The sequence below is a fragment of the Mycolicibacterium diernhoferi genome, assembly GCF_019456655.1.
Classification (GTDB): Bacteria; Actinomycetota; Actinomycetes; order Mycobacteriales; family Mycobacteriaceae; genus Mycobacterium; species Mycobacterium diernhoferi.
The window spans coordinates 3,124,080-3,139,018 of the sequence record NZ_CP080332.1 but is presented as its reverse complement, the minus strand read 5'-3'; the positions used below and the strand labels follow the sequence as shown (position 1 = coordinate 3,139,018).

The following is a 14,939-nucleotide window of genomic DNA, read 5'->3' as shown; positions in this document are numbered from 1 at the left end:
CAAGCAAATCCGAGGGTACAAGGCCCACTCCGGCAGGCAAGGCAGAATGGACGGATGCCGAGCGTGCTGTGGTTCCGTCGTGATCTCCGGTTGACCGATCTGCCCGCACTGCCGGCGGCCGCCGAGGGCGATGGTGAGGTGCTCGCGTGCTTCGTCCTGGATCCACGTCTGGTGGCCTCCTCGGGTCCGCGACGGCTGCAGTTCCTCGGCGACAGCCTGCGCGATCTCCAGGACCAGCTCGACGGCAGACTGCTGGTGGTCCGGGGTGCAGCGGAGACCCGGATCCCCTTGATCGCCAGCCGGATCGGTGCGGATGCGGTTCACATCTCGGCCGACTTCTCGCCGTACGGGCGCCGTCGCGACGAGCGGGTCGCCGAGGCGCTCGGCGCCGTCGAGCTGGTGGCGACCGGCTCCCCCTACCTGGTCTCCCCCGGCCGCGTCGTCAAGGACGACGGCAGCCCCTACAAGGTGTTCACGCCGTTCTTCCGCCGGTGGCGGGAACACGGCTGGCGTGCCCCGGCGACGTCGTCGGTGACATCGGCGACCTGGCTGGACCCCGCGGACCTATCGCACCGGTCGCTGCGGCCGGCGCAGATTCCCGACCCGGGCGCGGACATGGACGTCACCGCCGGAGAGACCGCCGCACTGGCGCAGTGGAAGCGGTTCGTCGAGCACGAGCTGGAGTCCTACGACGAGGATCGAAACCGGCCCGACCTCGCCGGCACCAGCCGGATGTCGGGCCCGCTGAAATTCGGCACCATCCACCCGCGGACCATGGCTGCGGATCTGCACATGCGGTGCACCGGCGATGCCGCCTATCTGCGCGAGCTCGCCTTCCGCGACTTCTACGCCGACGTACTCAATCATTGGCCGCGCAGTGCATGGTGGAACTGGAACTCCGACTTCGACGCCATCGAAACCGACAGCGGCGCCGATGCCGACGAGCTGTTCGGGGCGTGGAAGCGTGGCGAGACCGGCTTCCCGATCGTCGACGCCGGCATGCGGCAACTCGCGCAGACGGGTTTCATGCACAACCGGGTGCGGATGATCGCCGCCTCGTTCCTGGTCAAGGACCTGCACCTGCCGTGGCAGTGGGGGGCGCGGTGGTTCCTGGAGCAGTTGGTCGACGGCGACATGGCCAACAATCAGCACGGCTGGCAGTGGTGTGCCGGCAGCGGCACCGATGCCGCACCGTACTTCCGGGTCTTCAATCCCACCACACAGGGCCAGAAGTTCGATCCCGCAGGCGATTACGTGCGGCGCTGGATTCCCGAGCTCGCCGAGGCCGACGATCCGCACCTGAAGAAGGGCCCGCGCCCGGCGGGCTACCCGGGACCGATCGTCGATCACGGTCAGGAACGCGCCGAGGCGCTGCGTCGGTATCAGGCGATGAGCGCCACCTAGGTCTTTGCGGGCTGATAGCGTCACGGAATGCAGGGTTCTGCCACCGTCGTCATCGACGCCCCGGCCATCGACGTGTGGAACGTCGTGTCCGATATCCGCAACACCGGAAAGTTCTCGCCGGAGACGTTCGAGGCCGAATGGCTCGACGGCGCGACCGGACCCGCGCTCGGCGCGAAGTTCCGTGGGCACGTCAAACGCAACGAGATCGGCCCGGTCTACTGGACCACCTGCCGGGTGACGGCCTGCACGCCGGGCGAGGAGTTCGGCTTCGCGGTGCTCGCAGGCAACCGCGCCGTCAACAACTGGCACTACCGCTTCGAATCCCGCGGTCCGTCCACCGCGGTCACCGAGTCCTTCCACATGCCCGGGCCCAAGCTGTTGGACGTCGCGATGTTCCTCCGTAAGCGTCGCAACATCCGGGACATGACCAAGACTCTGGAACGGGTCAAGGACTATGTCGAGAACGGCTCAGCGGACCCGGACCGGTAGCTGGGCGATTGAGCACCTGGCTCGAACGCCCCTCCCCCCGGGCTTCCGGTGTGTCAGACCTCGGCCCACAGCAGGCCCCGCATGAGCGCCGACTGCGGGACGTCCTCGACGGCGACCAACCCGGCCGGTGCGTCGCACACCCAGTCGATCGCATTGACCACCCGAGCGGCCGTCGAGATGCAGCCCGCATCGGTGGGATCGAAAACCGGATGGGACAGATGGGTGTTCATCTCGACCCGAGGCTCTCCCTCGATGACCACCCGGTGCACCCCGACGTGCCCATCGGGCGGGAAGTCCCATTCCGGTGCGGCCGCGGCGGTCAGCCGGTTGACGTGTTCCAGGGTGATGACGACACGCCCGTCCAGCACCCCCTCGGTGGCGAACCGCACCGCCGCCATCTGGCCCGGCGCCACCGCCATCATGGTGCATCCGATGGGGTCCGGGGTGAACCAGCGTTCGGTCCGTTGGCGGATCTCGTCGAGGGTGACACCGAGATTCGCGGCCAGGGCGCGTACCTGCGGTCCCCACAGTGACTCGACCACGCCGGGCAGGAACAGCGGCGGCAGCTCGGCCGACTCTTCGGTGCCGAAACCCATTGATGCGCCGGTGAACTCGGCATCATCGTAGTTTCCGTAGTCGAAGATCTCCTGCACGGTGATGGAACCGATACGGGTCACCAGGCTCGCCGCGGTGTGCACCAGGGTGTCTCCGGAATAGCCCGGGTCGATCCCGTTGATGTAGAGCGAGGAGTCGCCGGCCGTGCAGGCCGCCGCCAGCGGTTCACGCACCCAGTCCTCGGCGTATCGCGGCGCGGCCATCCAGACCAGCGATGTGCCCACCACGTTGATGCCGGCCCGCAGGAATCGGGACAGCTGCTCGATGGCCTCCATCGGGCGGGTCTCCGCCAGCGCGGTGTAGACCACGCAGTCGGGAGCGAGATCGATCAGTGCCTCGACGTCGCCGGTCGCGGCGATGCCGACCGGTCTGTCCAGCCCGCACAGCTCGCCGGCATCGCGACCGATCTTGTCCGGCCCGGACGCATGCACGCCGACGAGCTCCAGATCGGGACGCCCGATCAGGGCGCGCAGCGCGTGACGGCCGACGTTGCCGGTCGAGACCTGGACCACTCTGCGCATGCTCGCTCCCTCGCCCGTCTGCCGAAGCACTTACGGTACCCATGACGGCGCGTCTGGGAGGGCAACACTGCACGGTAGATTTGTAACTCCTGTCCGTACCGCGAAAGGCCGCCATGTCCTACTTCGGTGAGCTCCGGACGAACTGGCGGCCGTTGGCGGCGGCCACGGCGGGCCTGAGCGCCGGGCTCAGTCTGAGCGCATACACCAACGCCGCGATGGGGCCCCGGTTCCTCGCAGAATTCGGCTGGGACCGTGCGGATTTCGTGCTGACCGGAACGATCACCCTGCTGACCTTCGTCTTCCTGCCGGTCTACGGCCGGCTCACCGATCTGTTCGGGGTGCGCCGCATCGCGGTGGTCGGCGTGGTCGGCCTCCCGCTGTGCTGGGCCGGTTACGCACTGATGTCCGGGCCGATCTGGCAGTACTTCGCGATCAACGTCGTGTTGATCGGGCTCGGTGTCGCCACCACCCCGGCCATCTACAGCCGGATCGTGGCCACCTGTTTCGACAAGGCTCGCGGACTCGCCCTGGCCATCGCTATCTCGGGACCGCCGCTGCTGGGCGCGGTCGGCGCACCCGCGCTGGAGGTGATCAACAACGCGCACGGCTGGCGCACCGGCTGCCTGGCCATCGCCGCGACCATCGCTGTGATCGGCGCGCTGGCGCTGGTCCTGCTCCCCGCCGAGGACCCGTCGGTGCGACGGACCCGAGGGGAAGGCAAGACCGGCCACGATTACCGGCTGATCGGGCGCACCCGGGTGTTCTGGATCCTGCTGATCGGCGTGCTGCTGTGCAACCTGTACCACACCGTCACCACCAGCCAGCTCGGTGTCGTCCTCGGTGACTCGCTGAGCGGGCCCGGGACGAACGGCAGCCTGATCGCCGCGCTGATCTCCGTCTTCGCCACCGCCGTGATCGTCGGACGGTTCGTCTGCGGGGTCGCCCTGGACCGCTTCCCCGCCCAACGGGTGGCCGCCGTGGCGATGGCGCTGCCCGGGGTGGGCTGTCTGCTCGTCGCATCCCCGTGGGACGGCTTCGCGGTACTGGTGGTGGCGGTATGTTGCCTGGGCGCCGCGTGGGGAGCCGAAGGTGACGTCATCGCCTACCTGGTGGCGCGGCGTTTCGACCTGACCCTCTACAGCACCGTGTTGAGCATCCTGTCCGCGGCCATCGGCGTCTCATCCGCGCTCGGCGCGTTCATCCTGAGCCGCACCCTGCAGTTCAGCGACAGCTTCAACGGCTTCCTGGTGTTCGCCGGTGTCGCGGCGTTCGTCGGCGGGGCGTTGTTCCTGGCGCTGGGGCGACAGACCGCCGTGACGCAGACCGCCGAGCCGGTGGCGCAGTCGCCCGGGGCGAGTTAGTCCGCCGCCGGGCGGCACACCGCGACCGGGACCGGCGAGTGGTGCAGCAGGTTCAGGCTTGTCGACCCGATCAGGGTGCTGGTCAGCACGCCGTGCCCGCGGGTGCCGACGACGACGAGCTGGGCGTCGTCGAGATGCTTGAGCAGGGCCTGACTGGGCTTGGCGGGTTCGACGAACAGGCTGACCTCGACGTCCGGGTAGCGCTGCGCCCACGGTTCGACCGCGGTGGTCAGCGCGGTCCACTCCATGGCCTTCAAAGCGTCCCAGTCGACCAGGAACGGGATCGTGACGTCGCCGGGCGGCCGGCGAGTCGACCAGGACCGCACCGCCCGCAGCGGCACCTTCAGCGCGGCGGCGATTTCGAAGGCCAGGCCGACCGCGGCGTCGCTGCTCTTGTCGTCGACACCGACCAGGACAGGTTGCGTTGTCGGCGCCGTGGTTTCGCCGCGCCAGGCCACCACCGGGCAGGCCGCGCCCCCGATCGTCTTGAGCGTCAGCGAACCGACCAGCAATGCCGCTGCCGCCGACACCTCCTGCGAACCCAGCACGATCAGCCGCGACCGCGCGCTCAGGGCGTGCAACGCATCGTCGGCGGGCTCGGACGGAGCGCTGGTGGTGACCTTCAGGCCGGGCTCGGCGCGCCGCACCGCGTCAGCCGCCGCGCCGAGAATGGACTCGGCCGCCTCGTGCTGCCCCGCGATCGCCGCCGCACGCACAGCCGCCGCAGCATCGCTGAAGTTGTGACCGAGGTAGGGCATCGCGTACACGATGTGCAGGGGCGCTCCCAGCCGAGCGGCGATCCCGGCGGCCCAGGTGGCCGCTGCCACGGCACTGGTGGAGCCGTCCACCCCGACCACGACGGGTTGTGCGGTCTCGGTCATATCGACGTCCTTTCGCGGGGTCCCACCCGCTGCCCATCCTGCCGTATGACATTGGCCCTCACCCCGGCACCGGTGCACAATGCTCGGTGTGACTGGCCCGGTGTCCGACGGTGTCGCAGCAGACGGTGACGGCGGTGTCCGACCTCTCCGGGAGACGCTGTCGCAGCTGAGGCTGCGCGAATTACTGAGCGAAGTGCAGGACCGCGTCGCGCAGATCGTCGAGGGCGGTAACCGCGTCAACGGTCTCGTCGAGGCGATGCTGGCCGTGACATCCGGGCTCGATCTGGAGGTCACCCTGCGCACGATCGTGCACACCGCCATCGAACTGCTCGACGCCCGGTACGGCGCGCTCGGTGTGCGCGGCGACGATCACGGACACGAACTCGTCGAGTTCGTCTACGAGGGCATCGACGCGCAGACCCGCGCCGCGATCGGGCCGCTGCCCCAGGGCCGCGGCGTGCTCGGCCTGCTCATCGACTCGCCGACGCCGATTCGGCTGGACAACATCACCGACCACCCGGCCTCGGTCGGGTTCCCACCGAACCATCCGCCGATGCGCACCTTCCTCGGCGTCCCGGTGCGCATCCGGGACGAGGTGTACGGCAACCTCTACCTGACCGAGAAGAACACCGGGCAGCCGTTCAGCGAGGACGACGAAGTGCTGGCGCAGGCGCTCGCCGCGGCGGCCGGCATCGCCATCGACAACGCGCGCCTCTACGAGCAGTCACGCGCCCGGCAGTCCTGGATCGAGGCGACCCGCGATATCGCCACCGAACTGCTGGCCGGCACCGATCCCGGCCGGGTGTTCCGGTTGATCGCCGAGGAAGTCCTCAAACTCACCGGCGCGCAGGTGTCGTTCGTCGCGGTCCCGGCCGACGACACATCCGACGTGCTCGACCTGCTCGTCACCGAGATTGCCGGGGACAGCCCGGTTTCGGTGCACGCGGTGCCTCCGCTGCCGGCAGCCGGTAACTCCCTCGGCGAGGCACTGCGCCGGGCACTCCCCCAGCGGCGTGACGTCTTCGACGTGTCGACCGATGTCCTCCGCGAGGCCGGACCCGCTCTGGTGGTGCCACTGCGCGGCACCGACTCGGTCGCCGGGGTACTGGTGGCGTTGCGCCCGGCCGGCGCCCGCACCTTCACCGGGGATCAGTTGGAGATGGCGGCCTCGTTCGCCGACCAGGCCGCACTGGCCTGGCAGTTGGCCCTCACCCAACGTCGGATGCGCGAACTCGACGTCCTCACCGACCGGGACCGGATCGCCCGGGATCTGCACGATCACGTCATCCAGCGACTGTTCGCGGTCGGGCTGTCGCTGCAGGGCACCGTCGCGCGCGCCCGATCTGTCGAGGTGCAGGAACGGCTGTCGGCCTCGGTCGACGACCTCCAGGAGGTCATCCAGGAGATTCGCACCACCATCTTCGACCTGCACGGCGGGGCGTCGGGTGCGGTGCGGTTGCGGCAGCGTCTGCAGGAGGCGGTGGATCAGTTCTCGGCGGCCGGGCTGCGCACCAGTATCCAGTTCGTCGGACCGTTGTCGGTGATCGATTCGGCGCTGGCCGATCATGCCGAAGCCGTGGTGCGCGAGGCGGTGAGTAACGCGGTTCGCCATTCCGGCGCAACCGAACTCACCCTGCTGGTCACGGTCGACGATGATCTGGCGATCACGGTGACCGACAACGGGCGCGGCATCGATGAGAGCATCACCGAAAGCGGGCTGAGGAACCTGCGCAGCCGGGCCGAGCAGGGCGGCGGCACGTTGACCCTCGCCCCCGGTAACGCCGGCGGAACGGTGCTGCACTGGTCGGTGCCTCTACCATAGTCGTTGGTGTGCAGGCGATCCCGCTAACAATGCGGGACCTGCGGATCGGCTCGGTTACAGTCGGGAACGAAGGACTTTGGACCCTGCCGGGGTCATCCGCGTTCGACTACCGTCAACGGCAAACGTCACAGAGGAGCAGGACATGTCATCCCCAGCCGAGCAGCTCGGTATCGTCGTCGCCGTCGACGGTTCGCCGGCTTCGGACGCCGCAGTCGCGTGGGCGGCCTCCGAAGGTCTGCGCCGCAAGACGACCGTGACTCTGCTGCACGTCACCGCACCGGTGATCGCGACCTGGTCGGCCTTGCCGACGGAGCCGATTATTGCTGAGCAGCAAGAAGATTCATCGAACAAGGTGCTGGAGGAAGCCGAAAAGGTGTTCCGCGCCGCGCTCGGGGAGAACGAAACGGTCGCGGTTCGCACCGAATCGCGGCCCTCTCCGGTGGTGGGCACGCTGGCCGAGGCGTCGCGGTCGGCGACGATGCTGGTCGTCGGCAACCGGGGAACCGGCGGTCACAAACGGCTCCCGCTGGGATCGGTCGCCGCGGGCCTGCTCCACCATGCGCACAGCCCGGTGGTGGTGATCCACCAGAACGACGTCGCCGATTCGTCCGCGCCGATCATCCTGGGCGTCGACGGTTCGCCGTCGGCTGAGTCGGCCACCCGGTTCGCCTTCGAAGAAGCCGCACTGCGCGGTGTCGATCTGGTCGCGGTGCACGCCTGGAGCGATGTCGGAGCGCTGCCGATGTTCGGTCTGGACTGGCATGTCTACGAAGAGGAAGCCCAGGTGGCACTCGCCGAGCGGCTGGCCGGCTGGCAGGAGGAATTCCCCACCGTGCAGGTCCACCGCCGACTGGTCCGGGATCAGCCCGCGCACTGGCTGGTCGAGGAATCCCAGCGAGCCCAGCTGGTCGTCGTCGGCAGTCGGGGCCGTGGCGGATTCGCGGGTCTGCTGCTCGGCTCGGTCGCCTCGACCGTCGCGCAACTCTCGCAGGCGCCGGTCGTGGTGGTGCGCAACTAGCTCACCACCGGCAGTAGTTGGGCTGCCCGGGCTGGATGTAGCGGAAGTCCAGCAGCGCCATCTCGGGGCTGCGGGTGTCGGTCCGCCAGACCGGATCGGTGACGATGTCCTCGGTGGTGTGGCGGTATCCGTCGTAGGCGTAGGTCATCGGCACGCGGTGGCCGGCCCGGCCCCAGTGGTGGACCCACTTGCGGAACTCCACGACCGGCAACGCATATCCGCGCGGTGACCCGTCGTAGTGGTAGATGGTCGCGCCGAACCGGTCGTCGATGTCGAGGATCCAGACCACATCTTCCTGGTATCCCCACATCTTGATCGGATTGCTGCCCAGCAGAAGGTGATTGGACCTCTCCCCTTCGGTGCGCAGATTGCTGAACATGGAGAAGTTGCCCGCGGTGCGCAGGCCCAGATACGGCGTCATACCGATGAACAGCAGCAGGACCGGGACGGCGTAGAGCCACGCCGGAGTCCGGTTGTCCAGGATGTGCACGCCTCGCCAGGGTGGGTCGCGGTCCGTGGAGAACACCGCGGCCAGTTGCGGCCACACCGCGATGAGGACCGCGATGTCGAACAGCAGGCCGGTGAGCAGGGCGAGGTCCGGCACCGGGCGGACATGCGCGCTCCAACCGCTGAGCACCGTCACCGACAGGCAGATCCCGGCGTAACCGAGCACCCGCGACGGCGCGGACAGTCGCGGCAGGTGATCGGCCGGCACGAAGGTGAACAGCAGGGCCAAGGCCAGTGCCCCGAAATCCACGAACCCGATCAGCGCCAGCGCCGCGTGCATGGTCAGCGAGAAGGCCAGGATGCCGGCCTGCAACCGGGGCACGCTCAGCAGCAGACCGCCCCCCAACTCCCAACTGATCACCGACAACGCGGCGATCATCCCGATCACCGGTGGCAGCCCGGCCTCGGTCGGGGATCCGGCGAGCAGGATCAGCACCACGGCGGCCAGTCCGGCGGCCCCGACCCCGGCCACCGCCACCGTGAACACCCGGTTCCCCGGCGTCCCGAACCGGCCCCGCCGCAGCAGCCGGGAACCGCCGAGCACCGCGGCCACGGCGATGGGCAGCACCACCGGCACCCCCAGGATCCGGGTCTGCATGGCGGTGACGATCGACGCGAGCATGCCTGTCGCACAGGATGCCTCGGGGTCGAAGAAGTCCGAGTTGAGTTTGTCGAACCCGGCGATGACGTAGACCAGGATCAAACTCAGCCGGAGCACCGGCAGCAGGACGGTGTAGTCGGCTTCGGGGTCGGTGCGGCGCCGGATCACCGAGTACCCGAGCACCGCGATCATCGCGACGTTCAGGCACAGCATCAGGTTGACGTGGTTGGCCACATCGGGAAAGCGGAACGCCCCGAAGTAGGTTGTCGCCGCGATCAGCAACGCCAGGAACTTGCCCCGGGTCATGCCGGTGATGATCGCGCCCCCGGCGGCCAGGATGAACCCGCCGGCAAACCAGGGATCGAGCCACTGCTCGCCCACTTCCACGGCGATCGCGATGGTGTACAGCACCGAGAAGACCGAGAACGGACTCAGCGCAGCACCGTTGGACTCCCCTGCCTGCGCCATTGACGCAGCTTAACCGCGAGCCCGGGGATCAGCCGTTGTAGCGGATCTGGAGGTCGTCGGAGCGGATGGCAGGCGATTCGGTGTCGGCGGTGACCCGCACCCGGACCTGCCGGCCCTCGGGATCGACGAACGACAGCGGCGGATTCCCGTCCTGCAGATACTCATCGCCCCACTGCATCAGCGCCAGGAAGAGTGGCAGCAGGTCCTCCCCCGCCGGGGTGAGGTGGTACTCGTCGCGCGCCCGGCTTCCGGGCTCCTGATACGGCACCCGCCGTACCACGCCGGCGCTCTCCAATTGCTTGAGCGCGCGCGACACCGCCGGTGCCGACGAGCCGACGCGCTCCACGAAGTCCTCGAATCGGGTTGTGCCGTAGAAACATTCCCTAACGGTGAGAAATGTCGTCTTGGTGCTGAGCAGGTTCAGCACCTTGGCCGCCGAACAGGCATCTCCGATGGTCCAGGTCCCACGGTCCCGCAGTCGCCGCTCGAGTGTCATCGCCATCACCCCATTGTAACTAATGCTTGCGTTAGTCAGCGGGACGTGCTTCGATCTAAGTAACGTAATCGTTATTCAGATCAGAGGAGGCAGTCATGGTCGCAGTGCACGGGGCAACGGTCTTGGTCACCGGAGGGCGGCGCGGTCTCGGTTCGGCACTCGTGGACGAGGTACTCGCCCGCGGAGCGGCGAAGGTGTACTCGACCGCCCGTGAGCCGTACTCGGACACCCGCACCGGTGTCGTCAGCCTCCCGCTCGAGGTGCGCGACGAAAGGTCCGTCGCCGCACTGGCCGCGCAGGCCACCGACGTCGACATCGTCGTCAACAATGCCGGCACCCTGCTGCCCGGCACCCTGCTAACCGGCGACTTCGCCGACATCAGCAGCACCTTCGAGACCAACACGCTTGGTCCGCTGCGGGTCACCAGGGCGCTCGCGCCGGTACTGGCCACCCGGGGCGGCGGGGCGCTGGTGAACATCCACTCGGTGTTGTCCTGGCTGGCCGGCAGCGGGGCCTACGGCGCGTCCAAGGCGGCCATCTGGTCGTTGACCAACTCGCTGCGGGTGGAGTTGAGCGCCCGGGGCACCCAGGTGCTCGGCGTGCATGTCGGGTTCATCGACACCGAGATGGTCTCCGCGATCGGACTGCCCAAATCCGCACCGGCCACCGTCGCCGACACCATCCTGGACGCCCTGGAAGCGGGCGCACACGAGGTGCTGGTCGACGAGGTCACCACCGCCGTGAAGGCCAAACTGTCCGGCCCGGTCGAAGACCTCGTCTTCGCGTTCGCCCACTGACCCGCCCGCCCACTGACCCGCCCGCCCGAGGAGACACACCGCATGCCGCTCTGGACCATTCACCACACGCCTGGAATCTTCACCGACGACGCGAAGCGCGACCTCGCATCACGGATCACCGACCACTACGAGAAGGCCGGGCTACCGCGCTTCTACGTCGTGGTCATCTTCACCGAGACCGAGCCGTCGAACTTCTACGTCGGCGGCGAGCCCACCGCGGTCGGCGTGCGGATCGTCATCGACCACATCGCCCGGCACAGCACCGATTCAGCCGGCCGACATCGCATCAGCCATTGGATCAAGTCGATCATGGCGCCCTACCTGGATCCGCATCGCGGGCTGCACTGGGAGTTCCATGTCGACGAGACCAGCGAGGAGATGTGGATGATCAATGGCCTGATCCCACCGCCGGCCAACACCGACGCAGAACGCGAGTGGGTCAGGTCGAACGCCGTCTCACCCTACTGACGCGGTATCGCCGGACTGGATAACCCGCTACAGTCCACTGGCCTTGGCCGCGTGCCGGGACCGTCGGTCCGGTACCCGTGCCAATGACACGGGAATCCGCCAGTGCCGCAGTCTAATCGCCGGTCATCGGGGCCGGCGGCCTACCGATCCGTGCGACGTACGGAGCGAAGGCCACCCCGTCAGCGGCCCCGCGCTGGCTGCGCCGCCTGCGATGCCGACGAGGACGGCTGGGTCGACGGACGATCGATCACCGTCGAGTTGGGCCCGCCCACCCGGTAGCTCGCACCGCGGTGCTCGGCGGGCAGCCGGTCGCCCACCCCGGTCAGCTTGTTGCGCAGCGAGCCGGGGGTGTACTCGGTCTGGTAGGCCCCACGCTCGGTGAGCACCGGCACCACGTACTCGACGAAGTCGGCGAACGATCCCGGTGTGATGGCGTACGCGAGGTTGAACCCGTCCACGTCGGTCTCCTCGACCCATTCCTGCAGGGTGTCGGCGACCCGCTCGGCCGAGCCCACGATCCGCGGCCCCATGCCGCCGATCTCACCCCACTCGGCGATATCGCCCACCGTCCACTCCCCGCCCTTCGGGTCGGCGGACTGGAAGGCCCTGACCGCGGACAGGATGGCGTTGGAGTCCACGTTGCCGATCGGCTCGTCCAGGCCGTACTGGGCCAGATCGATGCCCATCCAGCCGGACATGAAGACCAGCGCGCCCTCCGGATCGCCGTAGGCCAGATACTCCAGATGCTTGTTGTGCGCCTCTTCGTCGGTCGCGCCGGTGATGATCGTGGTCATGTTGAAGATCTTCGCCGAGTATGGGTCCCGGCCGGCCAGCTCGAGCTCGCGGCGGATGGTCGAAACCGTCTCGCGCAGAATCTCTTTGGTGGGCGCGCCGGTGAAGATCGCCTCGGCGTTCTCGGCGGCGAAACGGACTCCGCGCGGGGACGCGCCCGCCTGGTAGATGACCGGGGTGCGCTGCACCGAGGGTTCGGACAGATGGACCCCGGGCACGGAGAAGTGTGCGCCGGAATGGCCGATGTGGTGCACCTTGTCCGGGTCGGTGAAGATCCCCTTCTCGCGGTCGCGGACGACGGCGTCGTCCTCCCAGGATCCCTCCCAGAGCTTGTACAACACCTCCAGGTACTCGTCGGCGTGGTCGTAGCGGGCATCATGCGCGGGTTGATCGGTCTGGCCCATGTTGCGGGCGGCCGCCGGGAGGTAGCCGGTGACGACGTTCCAACCGATGCGGCCGTTGGTCAGATGGTCCAGCGTGGACATCCGGCGGGCGAACGGGTACGGATGCTCGAAGCCCGTGCCGGTGGTGATCCCGAACCCGAGGTGCTCGGTGACCAGCGCCATCGCCGACACCAGCAGCATCGGGTCGTTCACCGGGATCTGTGCACCCTGCCGGATGGCCGCCTCGTCGCTGGCGCCGTACACGTCGTAGGTGCCCAGCACATCGGCGATGAACAACCCGTCGAAGCGGCCACGTTCCAGCAGCTGGGCCAGCTCGGTCCAGTAGCGGATGTCCTTGTATCGCCACGACTGGTCCTCGGGGTGCTTCCACAGTCCGGGCGACTGGTGGGCGACGCAGTTCATGTCGAAGGCGTTGAAACGGATCACTCGGGTCACCCCGCAAGTCTGTGCGAGACCGCTCCGATCGTCACCGGTTGTATTCAGCGGGATCTAATCGACGCCGTGCCGACTCGGATGTGACCGGGCCCACGGCGTTTTCGCGCCGGGGCGCGCGGCAGGCAGTGGCCCGGGACACAGGCCGGGCGGGCGTCGGTACGACTGCCCGTCGGAGGCGCGGGCGCTGCCAGCGGTTTCGGAGCGGCGTGGTTGCAGCGCTCGATCCGTCGCCGGTGGTGTCGTCGCGCTACCACATTTCCCGCGCCGATCCGAACCGCCGCGGGTGTCGGACGGCATCGGCAGAGCACGTCGGGCTCTAGCCTGAGGCGGTGAACCGTGGCCTCGACGAGCACTCCCCCGCTGACCCGAGGCCGCGGTCGGCACAGCCCAGTCATCCGGCCCTGCGGTACGCCGCGGGCCTGGTCTTCGCTCACCTGATGACCGCCGCCGAGGTGGTCGGCGTGCTGGTGTCGCTGAGCCGTCAGACCATCGTCGGCACCCAGTCGCTGCTCAACCAAACCAACCTGGTGACACTGATCGTGGTGATCGTGGTCAGCACCGTCGTGACCGGCTACGGCGCCCGGCTCAACATCGGGCCCTCACTGCGCTGGTTCGAGGCCGGTGCTCAACCGGACCTCGCCCAGCGTCGCGCCGCCATCAACATCGTCCGGCGTCAGTCCTTTCTGCTGCTGGCCGTGTGGCTGGCCGCGGGCATCGTCTTCCTGGTGGTTAATCGCGACCAGGGTGTGGCGCTGGCGGTGCTGCTCGGTGTCTCGGTGCTCTTCGGCGGGACGGCCACCGTCAGCAGCAGCCTGTTGTTCACCCAGCGCATCATCCGGCCGATCGTGGCCGCCGCGAACCGCGAATTCGAGAGCCGGGTCACCGCGCCCGGCGTGACCGCCCGGTTGCTGCTGATGTGGACGCTGACCACGGCGCTGCCCAGCGTGACCATCGTGATCCTGGTGCTCTGCCGGGCCAACGGCTGGTTCATCCCGACCTCGGCCTCGATCGACATTCCGGTGATCCTGCTGTCGCTGGTCGCGGTGTTCCTCGGATTGCGGTCGCTGATCCTGGTCTCGCTGTCGATCTCCGACCCGCTGCGCGACATTGTCGATGCCATGGCCCGAGTCGAGCAGGGCCGCATCGATCAGCAGGTAGATGTCTACGAGCAGTCCGAGATCGGCCGCCTGCAAAGCGGTTTCAACCGGATGGTGACCGGGCTGCAGGAACGGGACCGGTTGCGGGATCTGTTCGGCCGGCACGTCGGTGACGCCGTGGTGCGACTCGCCTTCGAGTCGCTGGACGCCGAGGAGGCGCTGACCGGCGAGGTACGCGAGGTGGCGATCTTGTTCATCGACGTCACCGGATCCACCGAACTGGCGATGAACCACAGCCCGAGCGAGGTCGCGGAGGTGCTCAACGAGTTCTTCCGCATCGTGGTCGCCGCCGTCGACGAACACCACGGGCTGATCAACAAGTTCCAGGGTGACGCGGCGCTGGCGGTGTTCGGGGCACCCATCGCGGCCGAGCGGGCGGCCGCCGACGCGCTGGCCACCGCCCGCCGGCTCGGCACCACCCTGGCGCGGCTGACGCTGGATTTCGGCGTGGGGGTGTCCGCCGGACCGGTGTTTGCGGGCAACATCGGTGCCCAGAACCGCTACGAGTACACGGTGATCGGCGATCCGGTGAACGAGGCGGCCCGGCTGGCCGATGTCGCCAAGTCGCTGCCCGGACGTATCGCGGCATCCGGCGCGGCGCTGGAGCGCGCGGATGACGAATCCGGGCACTGGGCCGGACACGGCTCGGTGATACTGCGCGGACGTTCCGAACCGACGTACATCTACGTGCCACGATGAGTTC

At 68.3% G+C, this 14,939-nt stretch carries 13 protein-coding genes; 8 read left to right on the top strand and 5 right to left on the bottom strand.

What is annotated here, in order from left to right; genetic code table 11:
* The first annotated feature begins 54 nt into the window (after positions 1-54).
* Positions 55-1,404, top strand: a complete 1,350-nt coding sequence (locus K0O62_RS14800) for a cryptochrome/photolyase family protein (protein ID WP_073855128.1) — start codon at positions 55-57, stop codon at positions 1,402-1,404.
* 27 nt (positions 1,405-1,431) lie between these two features.
* Positions 1,432-1,893, top strand: a complete 462-nt coding sequence (locus K0O62_RS14795) for an SRPBCC family protein (RefSeq protein ID WP_073855126.1) — start codon at positions 1,432-1,434, stop codon at positions 1,891-1,893.
* Between the two features lie 53 nt (positions 1,894-1,946).
* Here the strand turns inward: K0O62_RS14795 and K0O62_RS14790 are convergent, their stop codons facing one another.
* Entirely contained in the window at positions 1,947-3,029 is a 1,083-nt protein-coding gene (locus K0O62_RS14790; RefSeq protein WP_073855124.1) for an NAD(P)H-dependent amine dehydrogenase family protein, read from the bottom strand.
* Between the two features lie 113 nt (positions 3,030-3,142).
* On the opposite strand from K0O62_RS14790, the gene K0O62_RS14785 reads away from it, so the two are divergent.
* Positions 3,143-4,390 (top strand): MFS transporter, encoded by a 1,248-nt coding sequence (locus tag K0O62_RS14785; RefSeq protein ID WP_073855122.1) that lies wholly within the window; start codon positions 3,143-3,145, stop codon positions 4,388-4,390.
* On the opposite strand, the gene K0O62_RS14780 is transcribed toward K0O62_RS14785, so the two are convergent.
* Positions 4,387-5,271 carry a universal stress protein gene (locus K0O62_RS14780; protein WP_073855120.1) on the bottom strand — a complete coding sequence of 295 codons (885 nt, stop codon included), beginning with the start codon at positions 5,269-5,271 and terminating at the stop codon, positions 4,387-4,389. The genes K0O62_RS14785 and K0O62_RS14780 overlap by 4 nt on opposite strands.
* Before the next feature lie 79 nt (positions 5,272-5,350).
* On the opposite strand from K0O62_RS14780, the gene K0O62_RS14775 reads away from it, so the two are divergent.
* A complete protein-coding gene (locus K0O62_RS14775; protein WP_079244285.1) occupies positions 5,351-7,093 on the top strand; it encodes a sensor histidine kinase in 1,743 nt (580 codons plus the stop codon).
* A gap of 142 nt (positions 7,094-7,235) precedes the next feature.
* On the top strand, positions 7,236-8,111 hold the full coding sequence (locus K0O62_RS14770) for a universal stress protein (protein ID WP_073855118.1): 876 nt from the start codon (positions 7,236-7,238) through the stop codon (positions 8,109-8,111).
* Position 8,112: 1 nt separating this feature from the next.
* Here K0O62_RS14770 and K0O62_RS14765 read toward each other — a convergent pair whose 3' ends face one another.
* Together K0O62_RS14765 and K0O62_RS14760 are read right to left on the bottom strand one after the other, a co-directional pair.
* Positions 8,113-9,687 (bottom strand): hypothetical protein, encoded by a 1,575-nt coding sequence (locus tag K0O62_RS14765; protein ID WP_079244286.1) that lies wholly within the window; start codon positions 9,685-9,687, stop codon positions 8,113-8,115.
* A 28-nt stretch (positions 9,688-9,715) separates the two neighbouring features.
* Complete coding sequence (locus K0O62_RS14760; protein ID WP_205870638.1) at positions 9,716-10,183, bottom strand: winged helix-turn-helix transcriptional regulator; 468 nt, start codon at positions 10,181-10,183, stop codon at positions 9,716-9,718.
* 95 nt (positions 10,184-10,278) lie between these two features.
* On the opposite strand from K0O62_RS14760, the gene K0O62_RS14755 reads away from it, so the two are divergent.
* Complete coding sequence (locus tag K0O62_RS14755) at positions 10,279-10,980, top strand: SDR family oxidoreductase (RefSeq protein WP_073855114.1); 702 nt, start codon at positions 10,279-10,281, stop codon at positions 10,978-10,980.
* Positions 10,981-11,022: 42 nt separating this feature from the next.
* Positions 11,023-11,448, top strand: a complete 426-nt coding sequence (locus K0O62_RS14750) for a tautomerase family protein (RefSeq protein WP_073855112.1) — start codon at positions 11,023-11,025, stop codon at positions 11,446-11,448.
* A 179-nt stretch (positions 11,449-11,627) separates the two neighbouring features.
* Here the strand turns inward: K0O62_RS14750 and K0O62_RS14745 are convergent, their stop codons facing one another.
* Positions 11,628-13,079 carry an LLM class flavin-dependent oxidoreductase gene (locus K0O62_RS14745; RefSeq protein ID WP_073855110.1) on the bottom strand — a complete coding sequence of 484 codons (1,452 nt, stop codon included), beginning with the start codon at positions 13,077-13,079 and terminating at the stop codon, positions 11,628-11,630.
* A gap of 329 nt (positions 13,080-13,408) precedes the next feature.
* On the opposite strand from K0O62_RS14745, the gene K0O62_RS14740 reads away from it, so the two are divergent.
* Positions 13,409-14,935 (top strand): adenylate/guanylate cyclase domain-containing protein, encoded by a 1,527-nt coding sequence (locus tag K0O62_RS14740; protein WP_308214405.1) that lies wholly within the window; start codon positions 13,409-13,411, stop codon positions 14,933-14,935.
* Positions 14,936-14,939 lie beyond the last annotated feature (4 nt).